Source organism: Streptomyces sp. NPDC059567, from assembly GCF_042735655.1.
Taxonomy (GTDB): Bacteria; Actinomycetota; Actinomycetes; order Streptomycetales; family Streptomycetaceae; genus Streptomyces.
Genome location: NZ_JBHWBS010000034.1, coordinates 43792 through 70483, shown reverse-complemented (window position 1 = coordinate 70483; position 26692 = coordinate 43792). Strand labels below are relative to the sequence as shown.

28 protein-coding genes are annotated in these 26692 nt (G+C 71.6%); 13 read left to right on the top strand and 15 right to left on the bottom strand.

All coding sequences use genetic code 11. The annotated features are described in order from the left end of the window. Nucleotides 1–138: 138 nt before the first annotated feature. Nucleotides 139–1104: a DMT family transporter gene (locus ACFVZW_RS17705; protein WP_384522186.1), complete on the bottom strand. Its 966-nt coding sequence runs from the start codon at nt 1102–1104 to the stop codon at nt 139–141. A 108-nt stretch (nt 1105–1212) separates the two neighbouring features. Between ACFVZW_RS17705 and ACFVZW_RS17700 the strand changes: the two genes are divergently transcribed. After that, nucleotides 1213–2112 (top strand): LysR family transcriptional regulator, encoded by a 900-nt coding sequence (locus ACFVZW_RS17700; protein ID WP_384522184.1) that lies wholly within the window; start codon nt 1213–1215, stop codon nt 2110–2112. 7 nt (nt 2113–2119) lie between these two features. Here ACFVZW_RS17700 and ACFVZW_RS17695 read toward each other — a convergent pair whose 3' ends face one another. Beyond that, complete coding sequence (locus tag ACFVZW_RS17695; RefSeq protein ID WP_384522182.1) at nt 2120–3118, bottom strand: hypothetical protein; 999 nt, start codon at nt 3116–3118, stop codon at nt 2120–2122. Nucleotides 3119–3170: 52 nt separating this feature from the next. Beyond that, nucleotides 3171–3764, bottom strand: coding sequence for an MBL fold metallo-hydrolase (locus ACFVZW_RS17690; protein ID WP_384522180.1), 594 nt, complete (start codon nt 3762–3764; stop codon nt 3171–3173). A 114-nt stretch (nt 3765–3878) separates the two neighbouring features. Between ACFVZW_RS17690 and ACFVZW_RS17685 the strand changes: the two genes are divergently transcribed. Continuing rightward, on the top strand, nt 3879–4871 hold the full coding sequence (locus ACFVZW_RS17685; RefSeq protein WP_384522178.1) for a GlxA family transcriptional regulator: 993 nt from the start codon (nt 3879–3881) through the stop codon (nt 4869–4871). A 2-nt stretch (nt 4872–4873) separates the two neighbouring features. Here the strand turns inward: ACFVZW_RS17685 and ACFVZW_RS17680 are convergent, their stop codons facing one another. From ACFVZW_RS17680 to ACFVZW_RS17665, 4 genes are all read right to left on the bottom strand, one after another. Further along, nucleotides 4874–5569, bottom strand: coding sequence for a DUF5701 family protein (locus tag ACFVZW_RS17680; protein ID WP_384522176.1), 696 nt, complete (start codon nt 5567–5569; stop codon nt 4874–4876). A 64-nt stretch (nt 5570–5633) separates the two neighbouring features. Continuing rightward, entirely contained in the window at nt 5634–6221 is a 588-nt protein-coding gene (locus ACFVZW_RS17675; RefSeq protein WP_384522174.1) for a DUF2867 domain-containing protein, read from the bottom strand. After that, nucleotides 6160–6891 (bottom strand): TetR/AcrR family transcriptional regulator, encoded by a 732-nt coding sequence (locus ACFVZW_RS17670; protein WP_384522172.1) that lies wholly within the window; start codon nt 6889–6891, stop codon nt 6160–6162. The genes ACFVZW_RS17675 and ACFVZW_RS17670 overlap by 62 nt, the downstream gene beginning before the upstream one ends. A gap of 9 nt (nt 6892–6900) precedes the next feature. Beyond that, nucleotides 6901–9627, bottom strand: coding sequence for an FAD-binding and (Fe-S)-binding domain-containing protein (locus ACFVZW_RS17665; RefSeq protein WP_384522170.1), 2727 nt, complete (start codon nt 9625–9627; stop codon nt 6901–6903). A gap of 51 nt (nt 9628–9678) precedes the next feature. Here ACFVZW_RS17665 and serC point away from each other — a divergent pair, with 51 nt between their 5' ends. Next, nucleotides 9679–10797 (top strand): phosphoserine transaminase, encoded by a 1119-nt coding sequence (serC, locus tag ACFVZW_RS17660; protein ID WP_384522168.1) that lies wholly within the window; start codon nt 9679–9681, stop codon nt 10795–10797. Between the two features lie 176 nt (nt 10798–10973). Here serC and ACFVZW_RS17655 read toward each other — a convergent pair whose 3' ends face one another. Together ACFVZW_RS17655 and ACFVZW_RS17650 are read right to left on the bottom strand one after the other, a co-directional pair. Continuing rightward, nucleotides 10974–11813, bottom strand: coding sequence for an ABC transporter permease (locus tag ACFVZW_RS17655; protein WP_384522166.1), 840 nt, complete (start codon nt 11811–11813; stop codon nt 10974–10976). After that, entirely contained in the window at nt 11810–12853 is a 1044-nt protein-coding gene (locus ACFVZW_RS17650; RefSeq protein WP_384522164.1) for an ATP-binding cassette domain-containing protein, read from the bottom strand. The genes ACFVZW_RS17655 and ACFVZW_RS17650 overlap by 4 nt, the downstream gene beginning before the upstream one ends. Nucleotides 12854–12930: 77 nt before the next feature. Between ACFVZW_RS17650 and ACFVZW_RS17645 the strand changes: the two genes are divergently transcribed. Beyond that, nucleotides 12931–13686: a TetR/AcrR family transcriptional regulator gene (locus ACFVZW_RS17645; RefSeq protein WP_384522162.1), complete on the top strand. Its 756-nt coding sequence runs from the start codon at nt 12931–12933 to the stop codon at nt 13684–13686. Here ACFVZW_RS17645 and ACFVZW_RS17640 read toward each other — a convergent pair. After that, the gene (locus ACFVZW_RS17640; protein WP_384522160.1) at nt 13652–14632 is read right to left on the bottom strand and encodes a WD40 repeat domain-containing protein; all 981 of its coding nucleotides are present in this window, start codon (nt 14630–14632) and stop codon (nt 13652–13654) included. The two genes, ACFVZW_RS17645 and ACFVZW_RS17640, sit on opposite strands and share 35 nt — an antisense overlap. A 78-nt stretch (nt 14633–14710) precedes the next feature. Here ACFVZW_RS17640 and ACFVZW_RS17635 point away from each other — a divergent pair, with 78 nt between their 5' ends. Both ACFVZW_RS17635 and ACFVZW_RS17630 read left to right on the top strand, forming a co-directional pair. After that, the gene (locus tag ACFVZW_RS17635) at nt 14711–15394 is read left to right on the top strand and encodes a GDSL-type esterase/lipase family protein (RefSeq protein ID WP_384522158.1); all 684 of its coding nucleotides are present in this window, start codon (nt 14711–14713) and stop codon (nt 15392–15394) included. Between the two features lie 129 nt (nt 15395–15523). Then, on the top strand, nt 15524–16042 hold the full coding sequence (locus ACFVZW_RS17630; protein WP_384522156.1) for a hypothetical protein: 519 nt from the start codon (nt 15524–15526) through the stop codon (nt 16040–16042). Between the two features lie 64 nt (nt 16043–16106). On the opposite strand, the gene ACFVZW_RS17625 is transcribed toward ACFVZW_RS17630, so the two are convergent. Then, a complete protein-coding gene (locus ACFVZW_RS17625; protein WP_384522154.1) occupies nt 16107–16577 on the bottom strand; it encodes a carboxymuconolactone decarboxylase family protein in 471 nt (156 codons plus the stop codon). 76 nt (nt 16578–16653) lie between these two features. On the opposite strand from ACFVZW_RS17625, the gene ACFVZW_RS17620 reads away from it, so the two are divergent. The 3 genes from ACFVZW_RS17620 to ACFVZW_RS17610 all read left to right on the top strand — a co-directional run bounded on the left by ACFVZW_RS17620 (nt 16654) and on the right by ACFVZW_RS17610 (nt 18866). Continuing rightward, nucleotides 16654–17139: a MarR family winged helix-turn-helix transcriptional regulator gene (locus tag ACFVZW_RS17620; protein WP_384522152.1), complete on the top strand. Its 486-nt coding sequence runs from the start codon at nt 16654–16656 to the stop codon at nt 17137–17139. A gap of 64 nt (nt 17140–17203) precedes the next feature. Further along, on the top strand, nt 17204–18196 hold the full coding sequence (locus ACFVZW_RS17615; RefSeq protein ID WP_384522150.1) for an aldo/keto reductase: 993 nt from the start codon (nt 17204–17206) through the stop codon (nt 18194–18196). A 73-nt stretch (nt 18197–18269) separates the two neighbouring features. Continuing rightward, the gene (locus tag ACFVZW_RS17610; RefSeq protein ID WP_384522148.1) at nt 18270–18866 is read left to right on the top strand and encodes an HD domain-containing protein; all 597 of its coding nucleotides are present in this window, start codon (nt 18270–18272) and stop codon (nt 18864–18866) included. 99 nt (nt 18867–18965) lie between these two features. Here ACFVZW_RS17610 and thpR read toward each other — a convergent pair whose 3' ends face one another. Then, entirely contained in the window at nt 18966–19535 is a 570-nt protein-coding gene (gene thpR / locus ACFVZW_RS17605) for an RNA 2',3'-cyclic phosphodiesterase (protein WP_384522146.1), read from the bottom strand. A 33-nt stretch (nt 19536–19568) separates the two neighbouring features. On the opposite strand from thpR, the gene ACFVZW_RS17600 reads away from it, so the two are divergent. Continuing rightward, complete coding sequence (locus ACFVZW_RS17600; RefSeq protein ID WP_384522144.1) at nt 19569–20075, top strand: GNAT family N-acetyltransferase; 507 nt, start codon at nt 19569–19571, stop codon at nt 20073–20075. Between the two features lie 59 nt (nt 20076–20134). Here the strand turns inward: ACFVZW_RS17600 and ACFVZW_RS17595 are convergent, their stop codons facing one another. Together ACFVZW_RS17595 and ACFVZW_RS17590 are read right to left on the bottom strand one after the other, a co-directional pair. Continuing rightward, nucleotides 20135–21472, bottom strand: a complete 1338-nt coding sequence (locus ACFVZW_RS17595; RefSeq protein ID WP_384522142.1) for an MFS transporter — start codon at nt 21470–21472, stop codon at nt 20135–20137. Between the two features lie 27 nt (nt 21473–21499). After that, nucleotides 21500–21943, bottom strand: coding sequence for a MarR family transcriptional regulator (locus ACFVZW_RS17590; protein WP_329117645.1), 444 nt, complete (start codon nt 21941–21943; stop codon nt 21500–21502). Between the two features lie 132 nt (nt 21944–22075). Here ACFVZW_RS17590 and ACFVZW_RS17585 point away from each other — a divergent pair, with 132 nt between their 5' ends. Next, entirely contained in the window at nt 22076–22276 is a 201-nt protein-coding gene (locus ACFVZW_RS17585; RefSeq protein ID WP_329117647.1) for a ribbon-helix-helix protein, CopG family, read from the top strand. Nucleotides 22277–22285: 9 nt separating this feature from the next. Here the strand turns inward: ACFVZW_RS17585 and ACFVZW_RS17580 are convergent, their stop codons facing one another. Beyond that, a complete protein-coding gene (locus ACFVZW_RS17580) occupies nt 22286–23743 on the bottom strand; it encodes an NCS2 family permease (protein ID WP_384522139.1) in 1458 nt (485 codons plus the stop codon). A gap of 145 nt (nt 23744–23888) precedes the next feature. On the opposite strand from ACFVZW_RS17580, the gene ACFVZW_RS17575 reads away from it, so the two are divergent. Both ACFVZW_RS17575 and ACFVZW_RS17570 read left to right on the top strand, forming a co-directional pair. Then, nucleotides 23889–24158 (top strand): DUF2530 domain-containing protein, encoded by a 270-nt coding sequence (locus ACFVZW_RS17575; protein WP_362369515.1) that lies wholly within the window; start codon nt 23889–23891, stop codon nt 24156–24158. Nucleotides 24159–24282: 124 nt separating this feature from the next. Continuing rightward, nucleotides 24283–26688 (top strand): HAD-IC family P-type ATPase, encoded by a 2406-nt coding sequence (locus ACFVZW_RS17570; RefSeq protein WP_384522137.1) that lies wholly within the window; start codon nt 24283–24285, stop codon nt 26686–26688. The last annotated feature ends 4 nt before the right edge of the window (nt 26689–26692 follow it).

The following is a 26692-nucleotide window of genomic DNA, read 5'->3' as shown; positions in this document are numbered from 1 at the left end:
CCATACACTTCCCTGCGAGCTCACATGATTGGTCGGCGATGAGGCCTAGGATCGTCGCTACACACACGGTGTTGCGACGATCCCTGGAATCCGCCCGGGGGAGGGGGCCCGTCCGTCGATCCGGGTCCGGAAGTCCGCTCAGGCCTGCGGCGGCAGCGTGGACACCCTCTTCATCTGGGTGCGGACCGCACCCATGCTCGCCGCGATGACCAGGGCGATCGCCAGTGCGTCCGTCAGGGAGAGCGCCTGGCTCAGGACGAGGAAGCCGGCGGTCGCGGCGATGGCCGGTTCCAGGCTCATCAGGATCGCGAAGGTGGGGGCGGGCAGACGGCGCAGGGCGAGGAGTTCGAGGGTGTACGGGAGGACCGAGGACATCAGCGCCACGCAGAGGCCGAGGCCGATCGTGGAGGGGACGAGCAGCTTGTCGCCCGCCTCGACGATGCCGAACGGCAGGCTGAGCACCGCGCCGAACGCCATCGCGAGCGCCAGCCCGTCCGCCTGCGGGAAGCGCCGGCCGGTACGGGCGCTGAAGACGATGTACGTCGCCCACATCGCCCCTGCGCCGAGCGCGAACGCGGCACCCACCGGATCGAGCCGGTCGAAGCCGCCGCCGCTGAGCAGGAGGACGCCGCCGAGGGCGAGCCCCGCCCACAGCAGGTTCATCAGCCGGCGCGAGGCGATCACCGAGAGGACCAGCGGACCGAGGACCTCCAGCGTCACGGCGGCGCCGAGCGGGATCCGGTCGGCCGCTTGGTAGAAGAGGATGTTCATGCCCGCCATGGCGGTGCCGAAGGCGACGACGGTGCCCCAGTCGGCGCGACCGTAGCCGCGCACCTTGGGGCGGCAGACGATCAGCAGGACGACGGCGGCGAGGACCAGGCGCAGGGTGACGACGCCGAGGGCGCCGGCGCGGGGCATGAGCAGGACGGCGACGGCCGACCCGAACTGCACGGACAGACCGCCGGCGACGACGAGCGCGACCGGGCCGAGGCGCGCGGCACGAGCCGAGGCGGCCGACGGGGCGGCCGAAGCCCGCGCGCCCGTCGACGCGCCCGTCCCCGCCGCCGTCGCTCCGGCGGCGATGTCCTTGACCGGGCTGTCCACCGGCTCACTCCCTTGCGCAGTTCATCAGACTGGACTTTCAGTCCAGAATACTGCACTCGTCAATCCCGTTCCGCCTCTCACGTTACGAGTCGCCGCGCGGCGCGTGAAATGCCGATTGGGCTGCGGTTATGCTCCGGACGCATGAGCCGCACGAGCATCGAGCTGCGCCATCTCCGCTGCTTCCTCGCCATCGCCGAGGAGGGCAATGTGACGCGGGCAGCGGCCCGGCTCCACCTCACCCAGCCCGCCGTCTCCCGCACGCTCGCCGCCTTGGAGAAACACCTCGGCACCCGGCTCGTCGACCGCTCCACCCACCATCTGGCGCTGACCGCCGAGGGCCGCGCCTTCCACGACCGGGCCGCCGCGGCCGTCGCCGCCTTCGACGCGGCCCTGGACCCGGAGCGACTGCGCCGGCGCCCCCTGCGGCTCGGGCACGCGTGGTCGGCCTTCGGCCCGTACACCACTCCCCTGCTCCGGCGCTGGCAGCAGGAGCACCCCGAGACTCCCCTGGAGCTCCTGCGCATCGACGACCGCACCGCCGGTCTCGTACGGGGCGAGGTGGACGCGGCGCTGCTGCGGGGGCCGGTGGAGGCGCCGGGCCTGGCGACGGAGCAACTGGCGACGGAGGGGCGGGTCGCCGCGGTCCCGACGGACAGCGACCTGGCCTCCCGTACGTCTCTCACGCTGGCTGACCTCGCGGACGGAACGGTCGTCCTCAACACCGTCTCCGGCACGACGACCCTCGAACTCTGGCCCCCCTCGCGCCGCCCGGCGACCACGCTCACGGTCGCCAACACCGACGACTGGCTGACGGCGATCGCGGCGGGCCGGGGCGTCGGCGTCTCCTCGGCCTCGACGGCCGCCATGCACCCACACCCCGGCGTGGCCTACCGCCCGCTCCCGGACGCCCCACCGGTCCATGTCCTGCTGGCCTGGCGCGACGCGTCCCCCCACCCGGCGACGGAGCTGCTGGTGGCACTGGCCCGGGAGATCGCCCGGGAGTCGTGAGGCCGCGTCACCCCGACGCGTGGTCGTACGCGGCCGGCTCACGCGAGGCGGCGGCGCGTCGGGCCGTGACGACGATGCGAACGGTCACCACCGCGGTGAGCAGCAGGACCGCGGCGCAGGTCACGAGGGTCGCGGCGTCCGGGTGGACCAGGGACTGGCCGCGGGCGGCCTGCCAGGTCACCACCGCGACCAGGCCCCAGTAGCCGAGCGCGGCGCTGCCCACGAGAAGGGAGCGGACCCGCTCGTCCCGCAGCCACGCATGCCGGGCGGACAGGGCGATCAGCACCGCGGTGAGCACGAGGAGGACCTGGATTCCGTGCAGGGCGAAGAAGTGCGGGACCCGGAAGTCGCCGCCGGTCACGCTCCAGTTGGTGAGAGCCATTCCGTGGCCGTCGGGGTCGCCGATGCCGTGCCCCTGGTACATCTTGATGCCGTCGCCGTTGGCGTCGGTGACGGTACGGGGATGTACGCCGGTCACCATCCAGTAGATCGGGATGATCATTCCGGCGGTGGCGAGCCAGAGCCCGGCGCGGATGGCGCGGTTCAGGTCCCGACCGCCCGTGCGCTGCCTCAACACGACGACGCCGATGATGAGTTGCGCGATGACGATGACCAACACGCCGAAGGTGAGGATCGGCACCAGGGCCAGGGTGATCGGGTCGGTCTGGTCGGCGTTGAAGTGGCTGAACGTGCCGCGCGCCGCCTGGACGGTGATGGCGCCCACCTCGGCGACCGTGGCCACCGCGAAGACGGTGCCCACCCACCAGGCCAGGCGTCTACCGCGGTTCAGTTTGGTCAGCAGCCACGCCAGCGTGCCGGAGTAAAGGGCGAAGGCGAAGCCGAACTTCAGCGGCTTGACCCAGACCGACTCGCCCAGCAGGGTCCGGTCGTCCAGGGCCACTCCGACTCCACAGAGGACCGTGAGGGCTGCTAACAGAATTGCGCACACCGTCAGTGGGCGGTGCCAGGTGCGCCGGCCGGAGGGCGCGGGATCGGTCAACGACATCGTGGGTTCCCTTGCAACAGTCGAGAGGTGTGGTGAGAAAGAGCGCGCCGTCCTAGAGCACGGCCTCGTCGCCCGCCGGGAACGGCGCGCCGTGGCCCGGGACGATCACGTCGGACGCCTTCAGGACCCGGAGGCGGTTGTCACGGAGGAGGTCGCGGTCGGGGGCGACGGGGTCCTCGGCCGGGCCGTCCGGGCGCCACCAGAGGTCGCCGACGAAGGCGACGACGCCCTCGGCCGTACCGGCGAGGAGCGTGATGTCCTCGGGGCTGTGCCCCGGGGTGCGGATCAGACGCAGGGACGGGGTCAGTTCATGGCCCTCGGCGTCCCGGTCGATCCACTGGTCATTGAGGTATTCGGCCTTGTGGTCGTGGACGCGCGCCGAGCCGAACAGGCCCACGTTCATGGTGTTGTCGGGGTGGTGGTGGCTGAGCACGACGTCGGTGATGTCCTCCGGGCCGAGGCCCAGTGCGGCGAGCGGGCCGAGGATGCGGTCGCGGCTCGCCACCATGCCGGGGTCGACGATCACATGGCGGTCGCCGTCGGAGACGTACGAGACGGTGGCGGCGACGCCCGGGCCCGTGGAGGTGGTGTAACCGGTGGTCAGGACGGTGTAGTTGGCGGTGTTGCCGCGCGGCTGGTCTGTCATGTCCCCCAGCTTCGCCGGGCGGAAGGCCATCGACGAGTGGCCGCACTGCCACCCATCGCGGGTTTTGTGCCAACTCCCCCGCGCACCCCGCTCCCGGCGTGCCACACTCCGGCCATGCCGCCGTTCCTGAACGTCGCCGCCTACACCCCGCCCCGCGTCGGGATGCTCGCCGTCGGCCTCGTCTCCGAAGTCTTCGGCGCTCCCCCCGTGGGCCTCCCGCGCTTCGACTTCGCGCTCTGCACCGACCGGCCCGGACGGGTCACGACCGACCTCGGCGTCCCGCTCACCGTCGAACACGGTCTCGACCGGCTCGCCGCAGCCGATCTCGTACTCGCCCTGCCCTGGGCCGACTTCCGCACCCCGCCGCCGGCCCCCGCGCTCGACGCGCTCCGCACCGCCCACGCGCGCGGCGCGCTGGTCGGCTCGCACTGCGTCGGCGCGTTCGCGCTCGCCGCGGCCGGGCTCCTCGACGGGCTGCGGGCCACCACGCACTGGCGGTTCGCCGAGCTGCTCGCGAGCCGCCACCCGTCCGTGACCGTCGAGCGGGACGCGCTCTACGTCGACGAGGGGCGGATCATCACGGGCGCGGGCGCGGCGGCCGGTTTCGACCTCTGTCTGCATCTGCTGCGCCGGGAGTACGGAGCGGCCGCCGCGAACGCGGTCGCCCGTGACCTCGTCCTGCCGCCTCACCGCGGCGGCGGACAGGCTCAGTACGTCACCACTCCCGTCCCCGAGGACTGCGACGACGAACGGCTCTCCGGCGTCCTCGCCTGGGCCCGCGCCCACCTCCACGAGCCGCTGCCCGTGGCCGAAATGGCCCGCCGTGCCCTGATGAGCCGCCGCTCCTTCGCCCGCCGCTTCGCGGCCGCGACCGGGACCACCCCGCATGCCTGGGTCCTCGGCCTGCGGCTCGGCCGGGCGGAGGAGCTCCTGGAGACGACCGACCTCCCGATCGAGGAGATCGCCCGCCTGGTCGGCTACGGCAGCGCGGCCGTCCTGCGCGAACAGTTCGTCCGCCGCCGCGGCGTACCGCCCCGCACCTACCGCCGTACGTTCGCGAGGACGGAGGCGGCGGGCGCGGGGGCGCGGCGGGCCTCCGCGGAGTAGCCCTAGGGGGTGTCCGAACCTGACCCGCCGGACACGCCCTGGGACGCGCGGCCCGTGGTGGAGGCGAAGCCCAGCCAGGTGTGGCGGTTGCCCCACCAGCACCAGCCGACCTTCGGGGCGTCGCGACGCTCGCGGCCGTCCCGGCCGGTGCCGTTGCTGATCCAGATCGCGGGGGTACGGGCGTCCAGGGCGCCGTTCGCCTTCCGCAGCCGGGAGCCGATGGTCATGAAGCAGCTGTTGCGCTCCAGGACCTCCGGCTGCTGGAGCACCCAGTGGATGCCCTCGGTGAGCAGCAGCGGGGTGCGGTGCTGCTCGGTAAGGGCGGGCAGGGCCTCCTCCGGGCTCCAGTTGGCCATGTGGTCACCGCGGTCGAGGCCGGCGACGAGGTAGAGCGGGGTGTCGGGCAGCTCGACGGCGCCGGACGGGGCGAAGTCGTCGACGTCGGGCATGTCGACGACGACGAACCCGGGCTTGCCCTCGCGCCGGAGCAGCGGTGCGAGGGCGGAGGCGGGGGCCCGGTCCGGGTGGACGGCGAGCAGGGCGCCGCCGTCCGCGGCGCCGGCGGCCTCGGCGAAGGCGCGCAGCTCGTCGGCGGGGATCCCCGCGAGCTCGTGCACCCCGAGCTCGATCAGGCGCTCGGCCTGGGCGGCGAGCGGCGGGAGCGGGGTCACGGTGGGGGGCGACGCGGGCGTGGGCACGGGACTCCTCGGTCGGTCAGTGGTGGACCCGAGGAGAACGAGGCGGTCGGGCGGAACGTTCCCGTCACGCCCGGGACGCGGACGCGCGCCACTCGCGCCCGATGTCGCGCATCAGCGGCGGGTAGACGATCAGGTGCCGGAAGGGGGCGATCGCGGCCATGTAGGCCTTGCCGAAAAGGCCGTTGGGCTTCACGAGGACGGCCATCTGGCCGCGGTAGCCGCCGGAGCCGTCGGGGACCCAGCTCAGGTGCATGACTCCGTGCACGGTCTTGTTGGCCATCTCCGCCGCCCACTCGTCGTCCCTCAGGTAGACGGACGTGAAGGGAAGCAGGTCGAACTCGGGTCCGGCCGGGCCGTCGCGGAGGTCCTGCGGCAGCCGGTCGCGCAGGGTCGGCACCCGGGAGCCGACGCCCTTCTCCTTGTCGTCCCAGCCGAGCAGCTTGCCGAGCTTCCAGCGGATCGCGAAGAGCAGGCGGGCGATCCGGGAGGAGTTGTCGCCCGTGTCGCCACCGGCGATGTTCCGCACCAGGCGCGGGAATTCGTCCGGGCCGCCGGGTGTGGGCAGTGCCCAGACGTCGTAGAGACGGAAGTCAGGCGCTATCTCGTGGATCCGCCAGGGGCGGGACGTGTGCGCGGACTCGGGAAGTTCCATGATGTGCCTCCTGCGGTTCGTTCCGTACAGAGGAGTGCGTCGTGCGGGGGTCGAGCCCGAGGGCGCCCGCGACCGCGGCGACCACGAGCGACGCGTCGTCGGGCACGCGGCCGGCGAGGGCGATCGAGGTGCCTTCGAGCGCGCCGACGTAGGCGAGCGCGACGTCCCCGGCGGGCGGCCCGTCGGGGATCGTCCCGGCCGCGCGTCCGGCCTCGACGTACCCGGTGCAGAGGTCGAGAAGCTGGCGGTAGCCCGTCTCCACCTGGTGTCCGATCGGATGGTCCTGTCCGGAGAACTCCAGGCGCAGCGCGACGGCCACGCGGGCGATGTCGCGCCGGCAGAAGACGGTGTGCGCACGGGCGAGCGTGAGCAGCGCGGCGAGCGGATCCGACTCCCGCTCGACGTGCCGCCCGACCTCCTGGTCCCAGACCTGGAAGACCCACTCGGACACGGCGAGGGCCAGGTCCTGCTTGTCCTTGAACTGGTGGTAGAGCGCACCACGCGTGTACCCGGCGTCCCTGGCCACCTGCTCCAGCACGAGATTGCTGTACCCGTGCCGGGACAACCCCCGAGCAGCCGACTCCAGAAGCGCTCCACGCGTCCGCTCCCGCCGCTCGGCCTGAGTCGAACGCCGGGGCCTCGGGGAGTCGGCCTGCTCACGTACATTCACGCATGTATGTTACTGCTCCCGCAGCGCCTCCGCCAGGACTTCCGCGATGTGGCGGGCGCGGCGGCCCGCCAGGTCGTCGAGTTGGGTGCGGCAGGAGAAGCCGTCGGCCAGGAGGACCGCGTTGTCGGCCGCCGCGCGGACCGCCGGGAGGAGCTGGTCCTCGGCGCAGGCCACCGAGACCTCGTAGTGGCCCGGCTCGAAGCCGAAGTTGCCCGCGAGGCCGCAGCAGCCGCCGCTCAACTCACCGACCAGACCCATCCGTTCACGCAGGCGGCGATCCGCGTCGTCGCCCAGGACCGCATGCTGGTGGCAGTGGGTCTGGCCGGCCACCGGGTGGTCGAGGCGCGGGGGCTCCCACTCGGGCGCGAACTCCTCCAGGGCCTCCGCGAAGGTCCGCACCGACGAGGCCAGCGTCCGGGCGCGCGGGTCGTCCGGGAGGAGTTCCGGGAGGTCGGTCCGCAGGGTCGCCGCGCAGGAGGGTTCGAGGACGACCACGGGATGGCCGGGCTTGGGCTCCATCACGTCGAGCGTCCTGCGCATCGCCTTCCGCGCCCGGTCCAGCTGCCCCGTCGACACATACGTCAGCCCGCAGCAGACCCGCCCCGGCGGCAGCCCCACCCGTACGCCCGCCTCCTCCAGGACGCGCACCGCCGACCGGCCGACCTGCGGCGCCAGATGGTTGGTGAAGGTGTCCGGCCACAGCCACACGTCGGAGGCCGTGTCGAGGCGCGTCCCGAACCAGGAGACGAAGGTCCGCGACGCCACTCTCGGCAGGTCCCGCTCCGGCGCGACGCCCGCGAACCGGGAGGGGAACATCCGGGCCAGGTTCAGCGCCGGGCCGAACAGCCGCAGCCACTCCGGCAGCCGGCCCATCGTGATGTGCGACCACGGACGCCGCCGGTCCGCATAGTGCCGGTCGAGGAACTCCGCCTTGTACGCGGCCATGTCCACGCCCACCGGGCAGTCGCTCCTGCACCCCTTGCACGACAGGCACAGGTCGAGGGCCTCCTTGACCTCCTCCGAGCGCCAGCCGTCCGTGATCACCTCGCCGAGCGCCATCTCGTGCAGCAGCCGCGCCCTGCCCCGCGTCGAATGCTGCTCCTCCCCCGTCGCACGGTACGAAGGACACATCACCCCCGGCCCCGAGGTGGGCCCTTCCACGCGGCACTTGGCCACCCCCACACAGCGCGCCACGTCCCGGGCCACCACCGGCAGCCCCTGGAAGCGCAGGTTCGCGTCCAGCGGCGCCGGCCGCACCAGCATCCCCGGGTTCAGGCCGCCGTCCGGGTCCCACACGTCCTTGACCGCGCCGAAGAGCGACACCAGCTCGGAGCCGTACATCCTCGGCAGCAGCTCCGCCCGCGCCTGCCCGTCCCCGTGCTCGCCCGACAGCGAGCCCCCGTGCGCGACCACCAGATCCGCCACCGCCTCCGAGAACTCCCGGAAGCGGCCCACCCCCGCCCCCGAGTAGAGGTCGAAGTCGACACGGACATGGATGCAGCCGTCGCCGAAGTGCCCGTACGGAGTCCCCCGCAGCCCGTGCTCCGTCAACAGGGCGCGGAACTCCCGCAGGTACGCGCCCAGCCTCGCCGGCGGCACCGCGCAGTCCTCCCAGCCGGGCCAGGCCTCGACACCCTCGGGCATCCGCGTCGCCGTGCCCGCCGCGTCCTCCCGGATCCGCCACAGCGCCCGCTGCCCCGCCGGGTCCGTCACCAGCGACGAGTCCAGCGCGTCCGCCGCCCCGACCAGCTCCCGCGCCGCCGCCTCCCCGTCCGCCTCCACGAACAGCCAGGCCCCACCGCGCGGCAGCCCGGAGGCGCCCCGCACCAGATCGGCCGCCATCCCCTCCACCGTCAACGGCCCGTACGGAAGCAGCCCGGCCGCCGCGTCGGCCGCCGCGCTCTCGTCCGCGTACCCGAGGACCACCAGGACCGGCGAGGCCGGCAACGGCACCAGCCGTACCGTCGCCTCCGTCAGCACCCCCAGCGTGCCCTCGCTCCCGCAGTACGAGCGGGCCACGTCCGCGCCCCGCTCCGGCAGCAGCGCGTCCAGCGCGTAACCGGAGATCCGGCGCGGCAGCCCGGCCGGGTAGCCCGTCCGCACCAGGGCCAGCCGCGTGTCCATCAGCTCCCGGAGCCCCGCCGGCGCGCCCTGCCACTCCCGGCCGAGGCGCAGCCGCTCGCCCCCGTACGTCAGGACGTCGAGCCCCAGCACGTTGTCGGCGGTCGTCCCCCATGCCACCGAGTGCGCCCCGCATGCGTTGTTCCCGATCATGCCGCCGAGGGTGCAGCGGCTGTGCGTCGACGGATCGGGGCCGAAGGTCAGCCCGTACGGGCGAACGGCGTCCCGCAGCCGGTCCAGGACCACCCCCGGCTGGACGACGGCCGTCCGCGCCGCGTGGTCGACGGAGACGACCGCCCGCATATGACGTGTGAAGTCGAGCACGACGCCCGTACCGGTCGCCTGGCCCGCGATCGACGTACCGCCGCCCCGTGCGACGACCGGCACCCCGCGATCGCGGCAGACGGAGAGCACCGCCGCCACGTCCCCGGCGTCCCGGGGCGCGACCACACCCAGCGGCACCCGGCGGTAGTTGGAGGCGTCCATCGTCATCAGGGCCCTGGCCGTGGCGCCGAAATCGACGTCTCCGGCCACGGCCGAGCGGAGGGCGGCCTCCAGCTCGGACAGCTCGTGGTGTTTTCGCACGAGGTCAGGATGTCTCACCTGTCGTCTCATCCGGCGGACATCGTTCCGCCGTGGCCCTTCCGACCGGATACGCTCCGCCTCGTGGCTGAGATCCAGATTCCCGCTGACATCAAGCCCGCCGACGGCCGTTTCGGCGCGGGCCCCTCCAAGGTGCGTACGGAGGCGCTGGACGCCCTGGCCGCCACCGGCACCTCCCTCCTCGGCACGTCCCACCGCCAGGCCCCGGTCAAGAACCTGGTCGGCGAGGTACGTGCCGGAGTGCGTGACCTCTTCTCGCTGCCCGAGGGTTACGAGGTGATCCTGGGCAACGGCGGCTCCACCGCCTTCTGGGACATCGCGACCCACGGGCTCATCGAGTCGAAGTCGCAGCACCTGAACTTCGGCGAGTTCTCCTCCAAGTTCGCGAAGGCCGCGAAGCTGGCCCCCTGGCTGGCCGAGCCGACCGTGATCTCCTCCGACCCGGGCACCCACCCGGAGCCGCAGGCCGAGGCGGGCGTCGACGTCTACGCGTTCACGCACAACGAGACCTCCACCGGTGTCGCGGCCCCGGTCAAGCGGGTCGCGGGCGCCGACGAGGGCGCGCTCGTCCTGGTCGACGCGACCTCCGGCGCGGGCGGCCTGCCGGTCGACATCACCGAGTCGGACGTCTACTACTTCGCCCCGCAGAAGTCCTTCGCCGCCGACGGCGGCCTGTGGCTGGCGGCCTTCTCGCCGGCCGCCCTGGAGCGCGCGGCCCGCATCCACGCGACCGGCCGCCACATCCCGGAGTTCTTCTCCCTGCCGACGGCGATCGACAACTCGCTGAAGAACCAGACGTACAACACCCCGGCGCTCTCGACCCTCTTCCTGCTCAACGAGCAGCTGAAGTGGATCAACGGCCAGGGCGGTCTGGACTGGGCCGTGGCCCGGACGAAGGAGTCCTCCCAGGCGCTGTACGGCTGGGCCGAGGAGTCCAAGTACGCGACGCCGTTCGTCACCGACCCGGCGAAGCGTTCGCAGGTCATCGGCACGATCGACTTCTCCGAGGACGTCGACGCGGCGGCGGTCGCCAAGGCGCTGCGCGCCAACGGCATCGTGGACACCGAGCCGTACCGCAAGCTGGGCCGCAACCAGCTGCGGATCGCGATGTTCCCGGCGATCGACCCGGCGGACGTGCGGGCCCTGACGGCCTGCGTCGACTACGTGATCGAGAAGCTCTGACACCTGCGTGTACGAAGGGCCCGGCATCGGACATGGTCGATGCCGGGCCCTCGTGCGTTCACCGCCCCTTTCACCGAAGGGCGCTCACCGGCTCAGCCGCTGGAACCTGCGCACCGCCAGCGGCAGACTGCATCCCCCGGGGGACAACCCCCGGACCCCCGGCCCACACACCGGGCTCACCGGCTCAGCCGCTGGAACCTGCGCACCGCCAGCGGCAAGAAGACCGCCGTCAGGAGCAGCGGCCAGAGGACGGCCATCAGGAGCGCGTGCTGTTCCACCCAGCTCCCGTCGCCCGCGCCCGGGTTGCCGAACAGCTCGCGGGTGGCCGCGACCGTCGAGGAGATCGGGTTCCAGGCCGCGACGGGGGCCAGCCAGCCCGGCATCAGGGACGGGGCCACGTACACGCTGGAGATCATCGTGATCGGGAAGATCACCGCGTAGAGCGCGCCGGCGGTCTCCGTGTTCGGGACGATCAGCCCGCACCACACGCCCACCCAGATGAGGCTGAACCGCAGCAGGAGCAGCAGGGCGAAGGCGAGCAGCGTGCCGCCGACGCCGCCGTCCGAGGTCCAGCCGATGGCGAGGGCGGTGGCGGCGAGGATGGCGAGCTCGGCGGAGGCGATCAGCAGGTCGGACAGGCCGCGGCCGGTGGTGACGGCGGAGGGCGCCATCGGCATGGACCGGAACCGGTCCATGACCCCCTTGCCGGAGTCGGAGACGACGGCCGTCGCGGTGTTCATGAGGCCGAAGGTCATCGTCATGGTGAACATCCCCGGCATGAGGAAGTCCTTGTAGTCGCCGCCTCCGGGCACCCGCATGGCGCTGCCGAAGACGAAGCCGTAGAGGAGGACGGAGACGATCGGGAAGCCGAGCTGCCAGAGGATGGCGACGGGCTGGCGGCGGTAGTTGAGCAGGGTGCGGAGGACGAGGGTGGCGCAGTCGGCCAGCGCCCAGTAGGCGCGGCCGCGGGTGGCGACCGGGGTCCGGGTCCGGTCCGCCGTGGCGGCGGTCGTCATGCGGCTGCGGCTCCTTCGGTGTCGGGGCGGGTGGCGCCCGGTTCGTCGGTGGTGACGTCCGCGCTCGGGCGGCCCGTCAGGGTCAGGAAGACGTCGTCCAGGCTGGGGCGGCGCAGGCCGAGGTCCTCGACGGCGATCCGCTCGTCCCGCAGGGTCCGCGCGACCTCGGTGAGGGCGGCGACCCGGTCGGTGACGGGGGCGTAGAGGCGCCGGTCGGCCTCGTCCACGGCGGGCTCGGCGGCCGCGACCCGGGCGAGGACCTTCCGTACGGCCGGCACGTCGGCCGCCTCCGCGACCACGACCTCGATCCGGTCGCCGCCGACCCGGTCCTTCAGCCCGTCGGGGGTGTCGTCCGCGATGGCCCGGCCGTGGTCCATGACGGTGATCCGGGAGGCGAGCCGGTCGGCCTCGTCGAGGTACTGGGTGGTGAGCAGCACCGTCGTACCGCCGGCCACCAGGGCGCGGACGGCGTCCCACACCTCGCCCCGGCCGCGCGGGTCGAGGCCGGTGGTCGGCTCGTCGAGGAAGAGGACGTCGGGCGCGAGGATCATCGAGGCGGCCAGGTCGAGGCGGCGGCGCATCCCGCCGCTGTACTTCCCCGCGCCCTTGTCGGCGGCCGCGGTGAGGTCGAAGCGGTCGAGCAGTTCGGCCGCCCGGTCGCGCGCGCGGCGGCCGCCGAGGTGGAAGAGCCGGCCGAAGAGCTCCAGGTTCTGCCGGCCGGTCAGGCCCTCGTCGACGGCCGCGTACTGGCCGGCCAGGCCGATGCGGGCGCGGACGGCGCGCGGATCGCGGACCACGTCGATCCCGGCGACCTCGGCGCGGCCGCCGTCGGACTTCAGGAGCGTGGCGAGGACGCGTACGGCGGTGGTCTTTCCCGCGCCGTTGGGGCCGAGGAGGCCGTGGACCGTGCCGGGGCGGACGGCGAGGTCGAAGCCGTCGAGAGCGAGGGTGCCCGGGCGCCCCCGACTGCCGCTCTTCCTCCCGCCCTTGCCGCCGTACCGCTTGCGCAGGCCCTCGGCGAGGACCGCGTGTTCGTCCATGGGAATCCTCCACTCAGCGAAACTGGGTACACCGTACCCGATTCAGAGTACGGCGTACTCAGTTTTAAGGTGAGGCCATGAAGGACGCGACGACGAGCAGCCTGGAACTCCTGTGGGGCACGGGCGAACGCCCCAGCCGAGGCCCCAAGCCGGGCCTCACCCTCGACCGGATCGTCACGGCCGCGGTCGGCGTCGCCGACACCGAGGGGCTCGACGCCGTCTCGATGCGGCGCGTGGCGGCGGAACTCGGCGTCGGGACGATGTCGCTCTACCGGTACGTCCCCGGCAAGACCGAGCTGCTCGACCTGATGCTCGACCGCGTCCAGGGCGAGTCCTACGAGGACGACCCGCGGATCCCCACCCACTGGCGCGACACCGTCGAGCAGCTCGCGCGCTCCTACCGCGAGCTGTACCAGGCCCACCCCTGGCTGCTCAGGGTCAACCAGGCCCGCTCGGTCCTCGGCCCGAGCGCTCTGCGCGGGCTCGAACTCTGCCTCTCCGGCCTGAAGGGGCCGCACGGGATGGGGCTGAGCGACCCCGAGACGATCGGGGTGATCATCACCGTGCAGAACTACGTCACCGGCGTCGCCCGCATGGAGATCCAGGCCGCCGAGGCCGCGAAGGAGACGGGCGTCGGCGACGAGGAGTTCTGGACGGGCCAACAGCCCTTCCTGGAGCGGGCGATGGCCTCGGGCGACTATCCGCACATGGCGGCCCTCGCGGAGGACACCTTCTCCCGCGACTTCGACCACTTCGCCTTCGGGCTCGAACGCCTCCTCGACGGCTTCGAGGCGCTCGTCAGCGGCGGCGCAGGAGGCGCTTCCCGCCGATGACCAGGGCGGTCGCGGCGCCGAGGACGATCACGCCCACGGTGAAGTTCCCGCGGTCCTCGGCGGTGGTCGACGCGTCCGCGCCCGGGGCCTTCGGCGGCGAGCCGGGGGCCGGGGGCGAGGGACGCGAGGCCGGGGTGCGGTCCACCCGGACGACCTTGCTGTTCGCGCCCTCCGAGCCGAACATCAGCGCCTTGCCGTCCTCCGTGTACGTCACCGACTCCGCCTGCCCCTGGAAGGGCGCCCCCACGCTCGTGCCCTCGTCACCGAGCCGGCCGTCCTTCCACCCGTACTCCTTCGCGGTGAAGTAGCCGCGCAGCGTGAGTCGTTCGCCATCGGGCGAGAAGGCCCCGTCGGTCACCCACGGCACGTCGTCGACGCGCCGGAAGACGTTCGTCCCCCCGGTGGAGAGCCGTTCGGGGCCCGCGTAGAGCCCGCCGCCGTCCTGGTTCTTGCTGGCGATGTAGACCCGGCCGGTCTTCGGATGGACCATCAGGGCCTCGGCGTTGCGGGGGCCGTCCGCGTACTTCACGTCGTACTGCTTCGCCGTGACCGTCTGGTCCTTCAGCTGCTTCGGCTCGGGGAAGCGGTAGATCCAGGCGTGGTCCCAGCTGCCGTCCTTGTTGTCGCCGATGTCGCCGACGTAGATGTCGCCGTCCGGGCCGACGGCGATCGCCTCCATGTCGCGGGGCGTGCCCACGCCCTTCATGGTGAGCGTCGCGACCGTCTCGCCGGTACGGGAGTCGATGCCGTAGATCAGGGGGGAGTCCTGGTCGTTGTGCGTCCAGTAGACGCCCGGGTGGGCGTGACTGGCCGCGAGACCGCTGGACTCGGTGATCCGGGGGTCCTTGATCGTGAAGTCCTGATCGGCCTCGGCGGCCACGGCGGGGCCGGCCGCCGTGAGCAGGACCAGGGCGGCGGCACCGAAGACGCGCGGAAGCGATCGCATGGACCAAGCCTGCCACGGGGCCGGGGGGTGGCCGGGATCACGTCGCAGGCGCCTCTCGGCCTCCGCGATGATGTGACCATGCGTTTTATGTTCGTCGGCGACAGCATGACCATCGGACGCGCCGGCGACTACACGTGGCGCTATCGGATGTGGCAGCACCTGGAGACCGTGCTGCCCGGGCGGTACGAGATCGTCGGGCCGCGCACCGAGCTGTACGACACCGGCGCCGACGCGCCCCTCTCACACGACTACGCCGACCCGGACTTCCCCGCACCCGCCCGGCGCCATCTGGCCGGCTGGGGCGAGGGCTGGCTGCACATGGCTCCGCTGATCGGCGAGGCGGTCGAGGCGACCGGGGCGGACGTCCTGCTGGTCTCCCTCGGCCTGATCGACCTCGGCTTCTACACCAACAGCGACCAGACCGCGGAGAACACCCGCGCGTTCGTCGCCGCCGCCCGCGCGGCGAACCCGCACGTCAAGGCCGTGGTCATGCCCGTCATCCCGAACGTACGGGCCGAGTACGACGCGCCGTTCGCCGCCGAGTGCGAGCGCTTCAACGAGCTGCTCGCGAAGGCCGTCGCCGACCTGGACACCGCCGCGTCTCCGCTGCTGCTGGCGACGACCCCGGAGTCGTACGACATCCACGCGGACACCTATGACGGCACGCACCCGGGCCCCTCCGGCGAGCACAAACTGGCGGGCTCCTTCGCGGCGGCCATGCACCAGGCGTGGGGGCTGGGGTCCCTCTACCAGGCTCAGTGACAGCCGGACGCGAGCGCTGACAGGCCCTCACGAACCCTGTCAGCACACGGTCCGCGGGGTGTCAGCGCGGGTCGGCATCGTCTTCCTCGTCAGGAACGACGACACGCCGACAAGGAAGCAGGACCCACCGTGAACGCCGACCTCGCCGCCTTCATGCAGCTGCTCATCGCCCTCGCCTTCGTCAGCATCCCGATCGTCCGCCACCGCTTCGGCCCGCTGGCCACGACCGCCGCGAAGGACGAGCTCACCCGCCAGGGCATCCGGCCCGAGGTCCTGGAGGAGAACGACCTCAAGTTCGACGCCAGCGGCCACGAGACGTGGGCCCCGGTCTCGGTCGGTGTGATCATGGTCGCCCTGGCCGCGCTCAACGTCGCCGGGAGCGACTGGGCCCGGATGCTGACCTGGATCTTCCAGGCGCTGGTCATCGCCGGCAACGGCCTGATCCTGTACAGCAACCTGACCGCCGTCTCCGCCGTCCGCGCCGCCTTCCAGCGCAAGGGCGACCCCGAGCTGGCGCGCGTCGACGTCCCGGCCTTCCTCAAGGCCGCCGAGAACGCCTTCCCGGGCTGGGTCCGGATCCAGCAGAACATCCGGCACGCCATCGTCTTCGGCGGCTCCGCCCTGGCGCTCGTCGCGGTCTCCCTCTGACGCCCCCGGCGCCGGCCCTCCCACCGTCCCTCCTCCCACCGACCCGCTCGTGACGGCCTCGCCGTCATGCCGAGCGGGTCAGTCGGTTCGCCAGGGTCGACAGCGTGTACGCGCCGATGCCGAGCACCACCTCCAGGGCGTTCTGCCGGGTGTATCCGGCGTCGAGGAACCGCGCCAGCTCCTCGTCGCTCACCGCCCCGGACGAGGCGAGGACCTGATGCGTGAACTGCCGTACGGTCTCCAGCCGTTCCGGCCGCTCGGCCGGGCCCAGCTTGGCCAGCTTGGTCTCGTGGAGGCCGATGCACAGATGGCACTGGTTACGTTCGGCGACCGTCAGGATCACGGTCTCGCGGGAGTGCGGGTCGAGCGTCGTGGTCTCGAACAGCGCGCTCATCTTCAGGAAGCCGTCCAGCGCATGCGGGGACTCGGCCATGCGCGCGACGGCCTGCGGGAGATGGCCCCAGGCGGCGGAGACGGTCTCCATGGAGCGACGCGAGGCGGCGGGGGCGGTCTCTACGGTGTGGTCGGTGAACAAGGCGGCTCCTGGAAGAGGGAGTAGAATCGACAACATGGTTGACCATGTGGGGAGAAACGTAAACCAGGTTGTCGATATGGGCAAGGGGGAATCCGTCGCGGGATTCGAGCTGCCACTGCTCCTCTTCGCCGGCTTCCGCACCCTCATCGACCGGCTCCACGCCGAACTCGCCCGCCAGGGCCACCCCGACATGCGCCCCGCCCACGGCTTCGCCATGCAGGCCATCGGCGCGGGCGGCCCCCGGGGCGCCACGGCCAGCGACATCGGACGCCGCCTCGGCGTCTCCAAGCAGGCCGCGGGCAAGACCGTCGACCGCCTCCTCGCCGTCGGCTACGCCGAGCGCGCCGACGACCCGGCCGACGCCCGCCGCAAACTCGTCCGCCTCACCGCACGCGGCCACGACGCCCTCGCCCGCTCGGCCGCGATCTTCGACGAGCTGCACGCGGAGTGGTGCGCGACCCTCGGCACCGAGCGCGTCCGGAACATGGAGACCGCGCTGCGCGAGGTCGTCCCCCCGGAGACCGCCTTCCGCCTCGACGCCGGCAGCTGGCTCGGCACCTGACCCGACAACCACCCACCAAGCCCCTCTTGCCTGGAGCGCGCTCCAAGGCGTTGGCTTGGGGGCCATGAAGTACACGCAGCTCGGACGCACCGGACTCAAGGTCAGCCGACTCGTCCTCGGCACGATGAACTTCGGACCTCAGACCGACGAGGCCGACAGTCACACGATCATGGACTCCGCCCTCGACGCGGGCATCAGCTACTTCGACACGGCCAATGTGTACGGGTGGGGCGAGAACAAGGGCCGCACCGAGGAGATCATCGGGAGCTGGTTCGCCCAGGGCGGCGGCCGGCGCGAGAAGACGGTTCTCGCCACCAAGGTCTACGGCTCCATGTCGCGCGAGGGTGAAACCTGGCCCAACGAGGACCGGCTGTCGGCGCTGAACATCCGCCGGGCCGTCGAGGACTCCCTCAAGCGGCTCGGCACCGACCACATCGACATCTACCAGTTCCACCACATCGACCGGCTCACCCCCTTCGAGGAGATCTGGCAGGCGGTCGACGTCCTGATCCAGCAGGGCAAGATCCTCTACGCCGGCTCCTCCAACTTCCCCGGCTACAAGATCGCCCAGGCCAACGAGATCGCCACCCGGCGCGGCTCCACGTACGGCCTGGTCAGTGAGCAGTGCCTGTACAACCTCTACGAGCGCCGCGCCGAGATGGAGGTCATCCCGGCGGCGCGGGACTACGGCCTCGGGGTCATCCCCTGGTCCCCGCTGCACGGCGGGCTGCTCGGCGGTGTCATCCGCAAGGAGGCCACGAGCGGGCGGCGCGCCTCCGGCCGGACCGCCGAGGCGCTGGCCGACCCGGCGGTCCGGGCGCGGATCCAGGCGTACGAGGACCTCCTCGACAAGCACGGCCTGGAGCCCGGCGAGACGGCCCTGGCATGGCTGCTGACCCGCCCCGGCGTCACGGGCCCGATCGTCGGCCCGCGCACGTCCGAGCAGCTGGACGGCGCCCTGCGCGCGCTGGAGCTGGAGCTGGGCGAGGAGCTGCTGGCCTCACTCGACGAGATCTTCCCCGGCCCTGGCCCGTCCCCGGAGGCCTTCGCCTGGTGAGTGCGGAGAACCACGTGTGAACGGCCGTCGCCCCCCGTCCGGGGCGACGGCCGGTGCGGGTGATACTCGCGGCATGAACCTCGACATGATCACGATGCCGGACACCCCCGCGTGCGCCACCGCCCTGGAGGTGGCCACCGCCTACAGCTCGCCCGCGCTGCTGAACCACTGCGTCCGGTCCCACGCGTGGGCGGCCGCGTACGGCACGGAGCAGGGCATCGCCTTCGATCCGGAGCTGCTGTACGTGGGGGCGCTGCTCCACGACATCGGCCTCACGCCGCAGTTCGACAGCCACACCGTGGGCTTCGAGCGGGCCGGCGGCCATGTGGCCTGGGTGTTCGCCGCGGGCGCGGGCTGGCCCGCGGCCAAGCGGCAGCGGCTGGCGGACGTGATCATCGCCCACATGGCGAGCGAGGTCGACGTCCGGACGGACCCGGAGGGCTACCTGCTCGAGCGCTCCACCAGCCTGGACATCTCCGGTCGGCACATCGACGACTTCACCGCCGCGTTCAGGGCGGAGGTGCTGGACCGCCACCCCCGGCTGGGGATCGCCGAGGAGTTCCTCGGCTGCTTCCGCGAGCAGGCGGAGCGCAAGCCCGGGAGCTCCGCGGCTGGCGCGGTACGCAACGGCATCGCCGAGCGGGTTCTCACGAACCGGCTCGACGCATAGCTACTGACCGACCACGGAGGCCACGGCGATCATCGCGAACATCAGGACAAGCACACCGGCCATGATCCGGTTACGGGTTTTCGGGTCCACCCTTCGAGGTTAACCCGCCCCTCCCAGCGGCCATGCGCCGACCGTCTCGTACCGCGGCTGCTCCCCCGGCACGCCACCGCCCGGAAGGTTGCTGCGGACCAGCGCCAGCTCGGGGACCTGCCAGCGGCTGCCCTCGAAGCGGGCCATCGCGTCGACGAACGGCACCAGGTCGAGGTCGGCGCGCGAGCGCGCGATCGTCAGGTGCGCCTGGTAGCGGCGGTGCTCGTCCATCGGCACGCCGGCGCGGCGGGCGGCGGCGTCGGCGCGCTCCGCGAGCAGCCGCATCTCGTCGAGGTCCCCGGCGGCCCCCGTCCACAGCACCGCCCGGCCGAAGTGCCCGCCGCCGTGCAGCCGCAGGGCGAACGGCGGGGTGCGGTGGGCGGCGCGGGCGAGCCGCTCGTGGAGCTCGGGGAGCAGCGCGTCGTCGACCTCGCCCATGAAGGCGAGCGTGAAGTGCCAGCCGGGCCGTGAGGTCCAGCGCAGGCGCTCGGCGCCGGGCAGACGGGACAGGCGGTCCACGACGTGGGCGAGTTCGGTCAGCTGCTCCGGGGGCGGCAGTACGGCAGCGAAAAGCCTCATGCGCAGAGTGTGTCAGCGGCTACCGTCGACCGGATGGAGATCACCATCAGGAAGGGCGGGGCGGACGACGTCCCCGCGATACTCGCGATGCTCGACAGCGCGGTCGTCTGGCTCAACAGCCAGGGGATCACCGACCAGTGGGGCACCGAGCCGTGGTCGACCCGCGCGAAGGCGGTGAGCCTGGTCGAGAAGATCGTCTCCGAGGGCACCCCGTGGATCGCCGAGATCGACGGCGTCCCGGCGGGAACGGTCACGCTGACTCCGCACCCGGCGTCGTACGTGGCGCCGGCGGACGAGCCGGAGGTCTACGTCCACATCCTGGCGACGGACGCACGCTTCCACGGCCGGGGCGTGGGCGCGGCGCTGCTCGCCCACGCGGCGGACGAGACCCGTCGCCAGGGCCTCTCGCTGCTCCGGGTGGACTGCTTCGCGGGCAGCGAGGGCCGTCTGGTGTCGTACTACGAGAGCCAGGGCTTCACGAGGACGGACCCGTTCACGGTGGGCGACTGGCCGGGCCAGGTGCTGGAGCGGCGCGTCTGACGGCACCGGGCCCCGTCCCAGTCCTCTGGGAGGCTGGGACGGGGCCCGCCCCGGGCGGCTTACGCCGCCGTCGCCAGGCGCTCGCGTGCGACGAACCGGACCCGCGGGTGCCCGTGGTGCCAGCCGAACGCCATCCTCAGGCCGCCCACCCGCGCGAGCACCAGGCCCACCACGCCCGCCGCCACGAGTGAGACGAGGCCGCCCGTCGCGAAGCCCACCCGTGGGCCGTACGTGTCGGTGATCCAGCCGAGCAGCGGCGCGCCGATCGGGGTGCCGCCCGCGAAGACCATCATGTAGAGGCTCATCACCCGCCCCCGCATGACCGGGTCCGTCGCCAGCTGGACCGCCGAGTTCGCGGTGATGTTGACCGTGAGGCCGAACATGCCGATCGGGACGAGCAGCAGCGCGAACAGCCAGAACGACGGCGAGAGCGCGGCCGCGATCTCCAGCACGCCGAAGACCACCGCCGCGACCACCAGCATCCGCAGCCGTGTGGAGCCGCGCCGCGCCGCCAGGAGCGCGCCGGCGAGCGAGCCGGCCGCCATGAGGGTGTTCAGGAAGCCGTACGTCCCCGCGCCCACGTGGAAGATGTCGTCGGCGAAGGCCGTGAGCCAGATCGGGAAGTTGAACCCGAAGGTGCCGACGAAGCCGACGAGGACGATCGGCCAGATCAGGTCCGGCCGCCCGGCCACGTACCGCAGGCCCTCCCTCAGCTGCCCCTTGCCCCGCGGCGCGCGCTCCACCCTGTGGAACTCGGCGGGGCGCATCATCAGCAGCCCGGCCAGCGGGGCCAGGAAGAACAGGCCGTTGAGCAGGAACGACCAGCCGCTGCCGATGGTGGCGATCAGCAGACCGGCGACCGCCGGGCCGACGAGCCGGGCGGACTGGAAGTTCGCGGAGTTCAGCGAGACGGCGTTGCGCAGCTGGGCGGGGCCGACCATCTCGGAGACGAAGGACTGCCGGGCCGGGTTGTCCACGACGGTGACCATGCCGAGCAGGAAGGCGATCAGGTAGACGTGCCAGACCTGGACGTGGCCGGAGAGCGTCAGGACGGCCAGCGCGAGCCCGCAGAGGCCGAGCGCGGCCTGGCTGATCAGGAGGATGCGCCGCTTCGGGTAGCGGTCCGCGAGGACACCGCCGTAGAGGCCGAAGAGCAGCATCGGGAGGAACTGCAGCGCCGTGGTGATGCCGACGGCGGCGGCGGATCCGGTGAGGCTCAGGACCAGCCAGTCCTGGGTGATACGGGCCATCCAGGTGCCGGTGTTCGAGACGATGGCACCGGTGAAGAACAGCCGGTAGTTCCGGATCCTGAGCGAGGAGAACGTGCCGCCTCGCTCGGGGGTGTGGGTGTCGGGTTTATGGACGGGTGCGGAGTCTGCTCCGGGTCCCGTACTCAAAGTGCGTCGCCTCCTCGGCGTCGGGGTCTAGAGGTGGGCGAGCTTCTCCAGGACGGGGGCGGCCGCACGCAGCTTGGCCCATTCGTCCTCGTCCAGACCCTCGGCGAGGGACGCCAGCCAGGCGTTCCGCTTGCGGCGGGACTCCTCGAGCATGGCCTCGGCCCGCTCGGTCTGGCTGACGACCTTCTGTCGGCGGTCGTCGGGATGCGGCTCCAGCCGGACCAATCCCTTGGCTTCGAGCAGCGCGACGATGCGGGTCATCGACGGCGGCTGGACGTGTTCCTTGCGGGCCAGCTCACCGGGGGTGGCGGAGCCGCAGAGCTTGAGGGTGCCGAGCACCGACATCTCGGTCGGGCTCAGCGACTCGTCGACTCGCTGGTGCTTGAGGCGTCGGCTCAGTCGCATGACGGCGGAGCGCAGCTCGTTCACGGCGGCGACGTCGTCGGCGGTGCCGTGGGACAGGTCAGGCATGTTCGTTAGCATAACTCATTACCCAATCTAAATACCACCCGGAATGCCCGTGACCGAATCTGTCACCCAAACGAGTGAGATGGATCCGGAAAGTGACGCACGAGGCCCGTTCCTGCCGCGACCCTGACGGGCATGGGATCGACCGTGCTCAGCCTGCGCATCGACGGTGAGCTGCTCGACCGTCTCAAGGGACACGCCGCCAAACGCGGAATGAGCGTCCAGGACTATGTCGTCCGGACGCTCATCCGCGCTGACTTCGACGAACGGTTCCAGACCGCCGTCGACGAGACGGAGAAGTTCTACGGGCTCAAGCCCACGAACGCTCCGTCATGACCGTATGGGTCACGTGAGGCCGAGGGCCGGCATCGCGTAGTAGAAGACGAACACCGCCGACACGACGTACATGGCCACCGGGACCTCGCGGCCCCGGCCCGTCGCGAGCCGCAGCACGCTGAAGGCGATGAAGCCGATGCCGATGCCGTTCGTGATCGAGTACGTGAACGGCATCATCACCATCGCCAGGAACGCCGGCACCGCGATGGTGAAGTCGCTCCAGTCGATCTCCTTGATCGAACCGGCCAGGATCAGGAAGCCGACCGCGAGCAGCGCGGGCGTCGCCGCCTGGGACGGGACCATCGTGGCGAGCGGCGTGAGGAACAGCGCCACCGAGAACAGACCACCGGTGACCACCGAGGCGAGGCCGGTGCGCGCCCCCTCGCCGACGCCCGCCGTGGACTCCACGAAGCAGGTGGTGGCGGAGGACGAGGTCGCGCCGCCGGAGGCGACCGCGAGGCCGTCGACGAGCAGCACCTTGTTGATGCCGGGGAAGTCGCCGTCCTTGTCGATCAGCTTCGCCTCGTCGCCGACGCCGAGGATCGTGCCCATCGCGTCGAAGAAGCAGGACAGCAGCACGGTGAAGACGAAGAGGACGCCGGTCAGCATCCCGACCTTCTCGAAGCCGCCGAACAGGCTCACCTCGCCGACCAGACCGAAGTCGGGCGAGGCCACCGGGTTCCCGGGCCAGGTCGGGGTGGTCAGACCCCAGGACGGGATGGTCGCGACCGCGTTGATGACCATCGCGACGATCGTCATCACGACGATGGAGATCAGGATGGCGCCCGGCACCTTGCGGATGATCAGCGCGAGGGTGAGCAGCGTGCCGAGGATGAAGACCAGGACCGGCCAGCCGGTGAGGTGACCGTCGCCGCCGAGCTGGAGCGGGACGGTGGTGTGCGCGGCGTCGGGGATACGGGAGACGAAGCCCGAGTCGACGAGGCCGATGAGCATGATGAAGAGACCGATGCCGATCGCGATGCCCTTGCGCAGGCCGACCGGGACGGCGTTCATCACGCGCTCGCGCAGACCCGTCGCGACCAGCAGCATCACGACGAGACCGGCGAGGACGACCATGCCCATGGCGTCCGGCCAGGACATCTTCGGCGCGAGCTGGAGGGCGACGACGGTGTTGACGCCGAGGCCGGCCGCGAGGGCGATCGGGACGTTGCCGATGACACCCATGAGGAGCGTCGAGAAGGCCGCGGTGAGCACGGTCGCGGTGACCAGCTGGCCGCCGTCGAGCTGGTGCCCGTACATGTCCTTGGCGCTGCCGAGGATGATCGGGTTCAGCACGATGATGTAGGCCATCGCGAAGAAGGTGGCGAAGCCGCCTCGGACCTCACGGGCGACGGTGGAACCGCGCTCGGAGATCTTGAAGAAGCGGTCGAGTCCGGAGGTCGGCCGCTGCGGCGACTCGGGCGCGGGCTCGGGAGATATGGCCTTGGCGGGGGCCGTGGTGCTCATGGGGTGGTTCCTCTTCGGGGCGTCCAATTTGGCGGTTCATACGAGAGAAACCCGCCAGAGGCAAACCGTTTCAGTATGAACACATGAACGAGCGAGCGTCTATCTCCGCGCGTAGACCCCTTTTCCCGCCGCCTAGACTGACCGCATGGCGAAGTGGACCCCCAAGCACGAGGCACCCGAGCCCCTGGAGGGGCCCGTCGTCGCCACCATCACCGGCGGCACGATCCTCTGGTTCGTACTCTTCCTCGTCCAGGTCCCCTTCTACGGCTGGTTCGACGACCGGGATCTGACCTGGTGGGTGTGGACCTGCCTGGCCGGCGCGGGCCTCGGGCTCATCGGCATCTGGTACGTACGCAAGCGCGACGCCGCGATCAAGCGGCACGAGGCCGAGCGGAACGCCTCGCCCACTCCCTGATCCCGCTCCCCGATCCCACTCCTTGATCCCCCGTAGTACCGCGGGACGATTTCCGTCCTCCCGCGGTCTGATGTTCACCCTTCTCGGCGGGTGAACGGCCGCTTCCGGTCGTACCGTCGAAAACATGACTCAGCGGGCGAAGATCGACACGGGCGGCAGTGAGACCGCGGACGAACCGCCCGTCGTCCACCGCGTCGCCGGACTGACCTCCGCCGAGGTCGCCGAACGCGTCGCCCGCGGCGAGGTCAACGACGTCCCCGTCCGCAGTTCGCGCTCCACCGTCGACATCGTCCGCGGCAACGTCTTCACCCGCTTCAACGCGATCATCGGCGTGCTCTGGGTGATCATGTTCTTCGTCGCGCCGATCCAGGACAGCCTCTTCGGCTTCGTGATCGTCGCCAACACCGGCATCGGCATCATCCAGGAGCTGCGCGCCAAGAAGACCCTCGACAGCCTTGCCGTCATCGGCGAGGCGAAACCGACGGTCCGGCGCGACGGGGTCTCCGCCGAGGTCTCCACCTCCGAGATCGTCCTCGGCGACCTCATCGAACTCGGACCCGGCGACAAGGTCGTCGTCGACGGCGAGGTCGCCGAGGCCGACAGCCTGGAGATCGACGAGTCGCTGCTGACCGGCGAGGCCGACCCGGTGGTGAAGAAGCCCGGCGAAAAGATGATGTCGGGCTCGTTCGTGGTCGCGGGCGGTGGCGCGTTCACCGCCACCAAGGTCGGGCGGGAGGCGTACGCGGCGCAGCTCGCCGAGGAGGCGTCCCGCTTCACCCTGGTCCACTCCGAGCTGCGCTCCGGCATCTCCACGATCCTCAAGTACGTGACCTGGATGATGGTCCCGACCGCGATCGGCCTCATCATCAGCCAGCTCGTCGTCAAGGACAACAACTTCAAGGACTCCGTCGCCCGGACCGTCGGCGGCATCGTCCCGATGATCCCCGAGGGGCTCGTCCTCCTCACCTCCGTCGCCTTCGCGATCGGCGTGATCCGGCTCGGCCGCAAGCAGTGCCTCGTGCAGGAGCTGCCGGCCATCGAGGGCCTGGCCCGCGTCGACGTCGTCTGCCTCGACAAGACGGGCACGCTGACCGAGGGCGGTATGGACATCACCGAGCTGCGGGCCCTCAACGGGAGCGACGAGGAGTACGTACGGAAGGTGCTCGGCGCGCTCGGCGAGTCCGACCCGCATCCCAACGCCTCGCTCCAGGCCATCATCGACGCCTACCCCGACGCGGAGGACTGGCGCTGCACCGAGTCGCTGCCGTTCTCCTCCGCCCGCAAGTACAGCGGCGCGGCATTCAGCGAGGGCGACGGCGAGAACTCCGCCTGGCTCCTCGGCGCCCCCGACGTCCTCCTGAAGGCCGGCGACCCGACGCTCACCGAGATCGACCACCTCAACGAGCAGGGGCTCCGGGTCCTCCTCCTCGCCCGGACGACCCGTGAGCTCGACTCCCCCGACGTCCAGCAGGACGCCGACCCGACCGCGCTCGTCGTCCTCGAACAGCGACTGCGCCCCGACGCCGCCGAGACCCTCTCCTACTTCGCCGACCAGAACGTGGCCGCCAAGGTCATCTCCGGCGACAACGCGGTCTCCGTCGGAGCCGTGGCAGGAAAGCTCGGCCTGCCGGGGGCCGAGAACACCGTCGACGCCCGCCACCTGCCCACCGAGCAGGCCGCGATGGCCGACGAGCTCGACCGGAACGCGGTCTTCGGCCGCGTCACCCCGCAGCAGAAGCGGGACATGGTCGGCGCGCTCCAGTCCCACGGGCACACGGTCGCCATGACCGGCGACGGCGTCAACGACGTCCTCGCCCTCAAGGACGCCGACATCGGCGTCTCGATGGGCTCGGGCTCCGAGGCGACCCGGGCCGTCGCCCAGATCGTCCTCCTGAACAACTCCTTCGCCACCCTGCCGTCGGTGGTCGCGGAGGGCCGCCGGGTCATCGGCAACATCACCCGGGTGGCGACCCTCTTCCTGACGAAGACGGTCTACTCGGTGCTCCTCGCCGTCCTGGTGGTCTGCTCCCAGGTCGAGTACCCCTTCCTGCCGAGGCACCTGACCCTGCTGTCCACCCTCACCATCGGCGTCCCCGCGTTCTTCCTCGCCCTCGCCCCCAACAAGGAGCGCGCGAAGCCGAACTTCGTGAGACGGGTGATGCGGTACGCGATCCCGGGCGGCATCATCGCTGCGGCCGCCACCTTCACCACGTACCTCATCGCCCGCTCCCACTACAGCGGCCCGGGCGCCCTCGACGCGGAGACGAGCGCCGCCACCCTGACGCTCTTCCTGGTCTCCATGTGGGTCCTGGCGATCGTCGCCCGCCCCTACACCTGGTGGCGCATCGCCCTGGTCGCCACGATGGGCGGCGCCTTCCTGCTGGTCCTCGTCGTCCCCTGGCTCCAGGACTTCTTCGCCCTGAAGCTGGTGGGCGTCACGATGCCCTGGACGGCGGTCGCGATCGCGGCGGTCGGAGCGGTGCTCCTGGAGGTGGCGTGGCGCTGGGTGGACCGGAGATTCCCGGCGTAGAGCG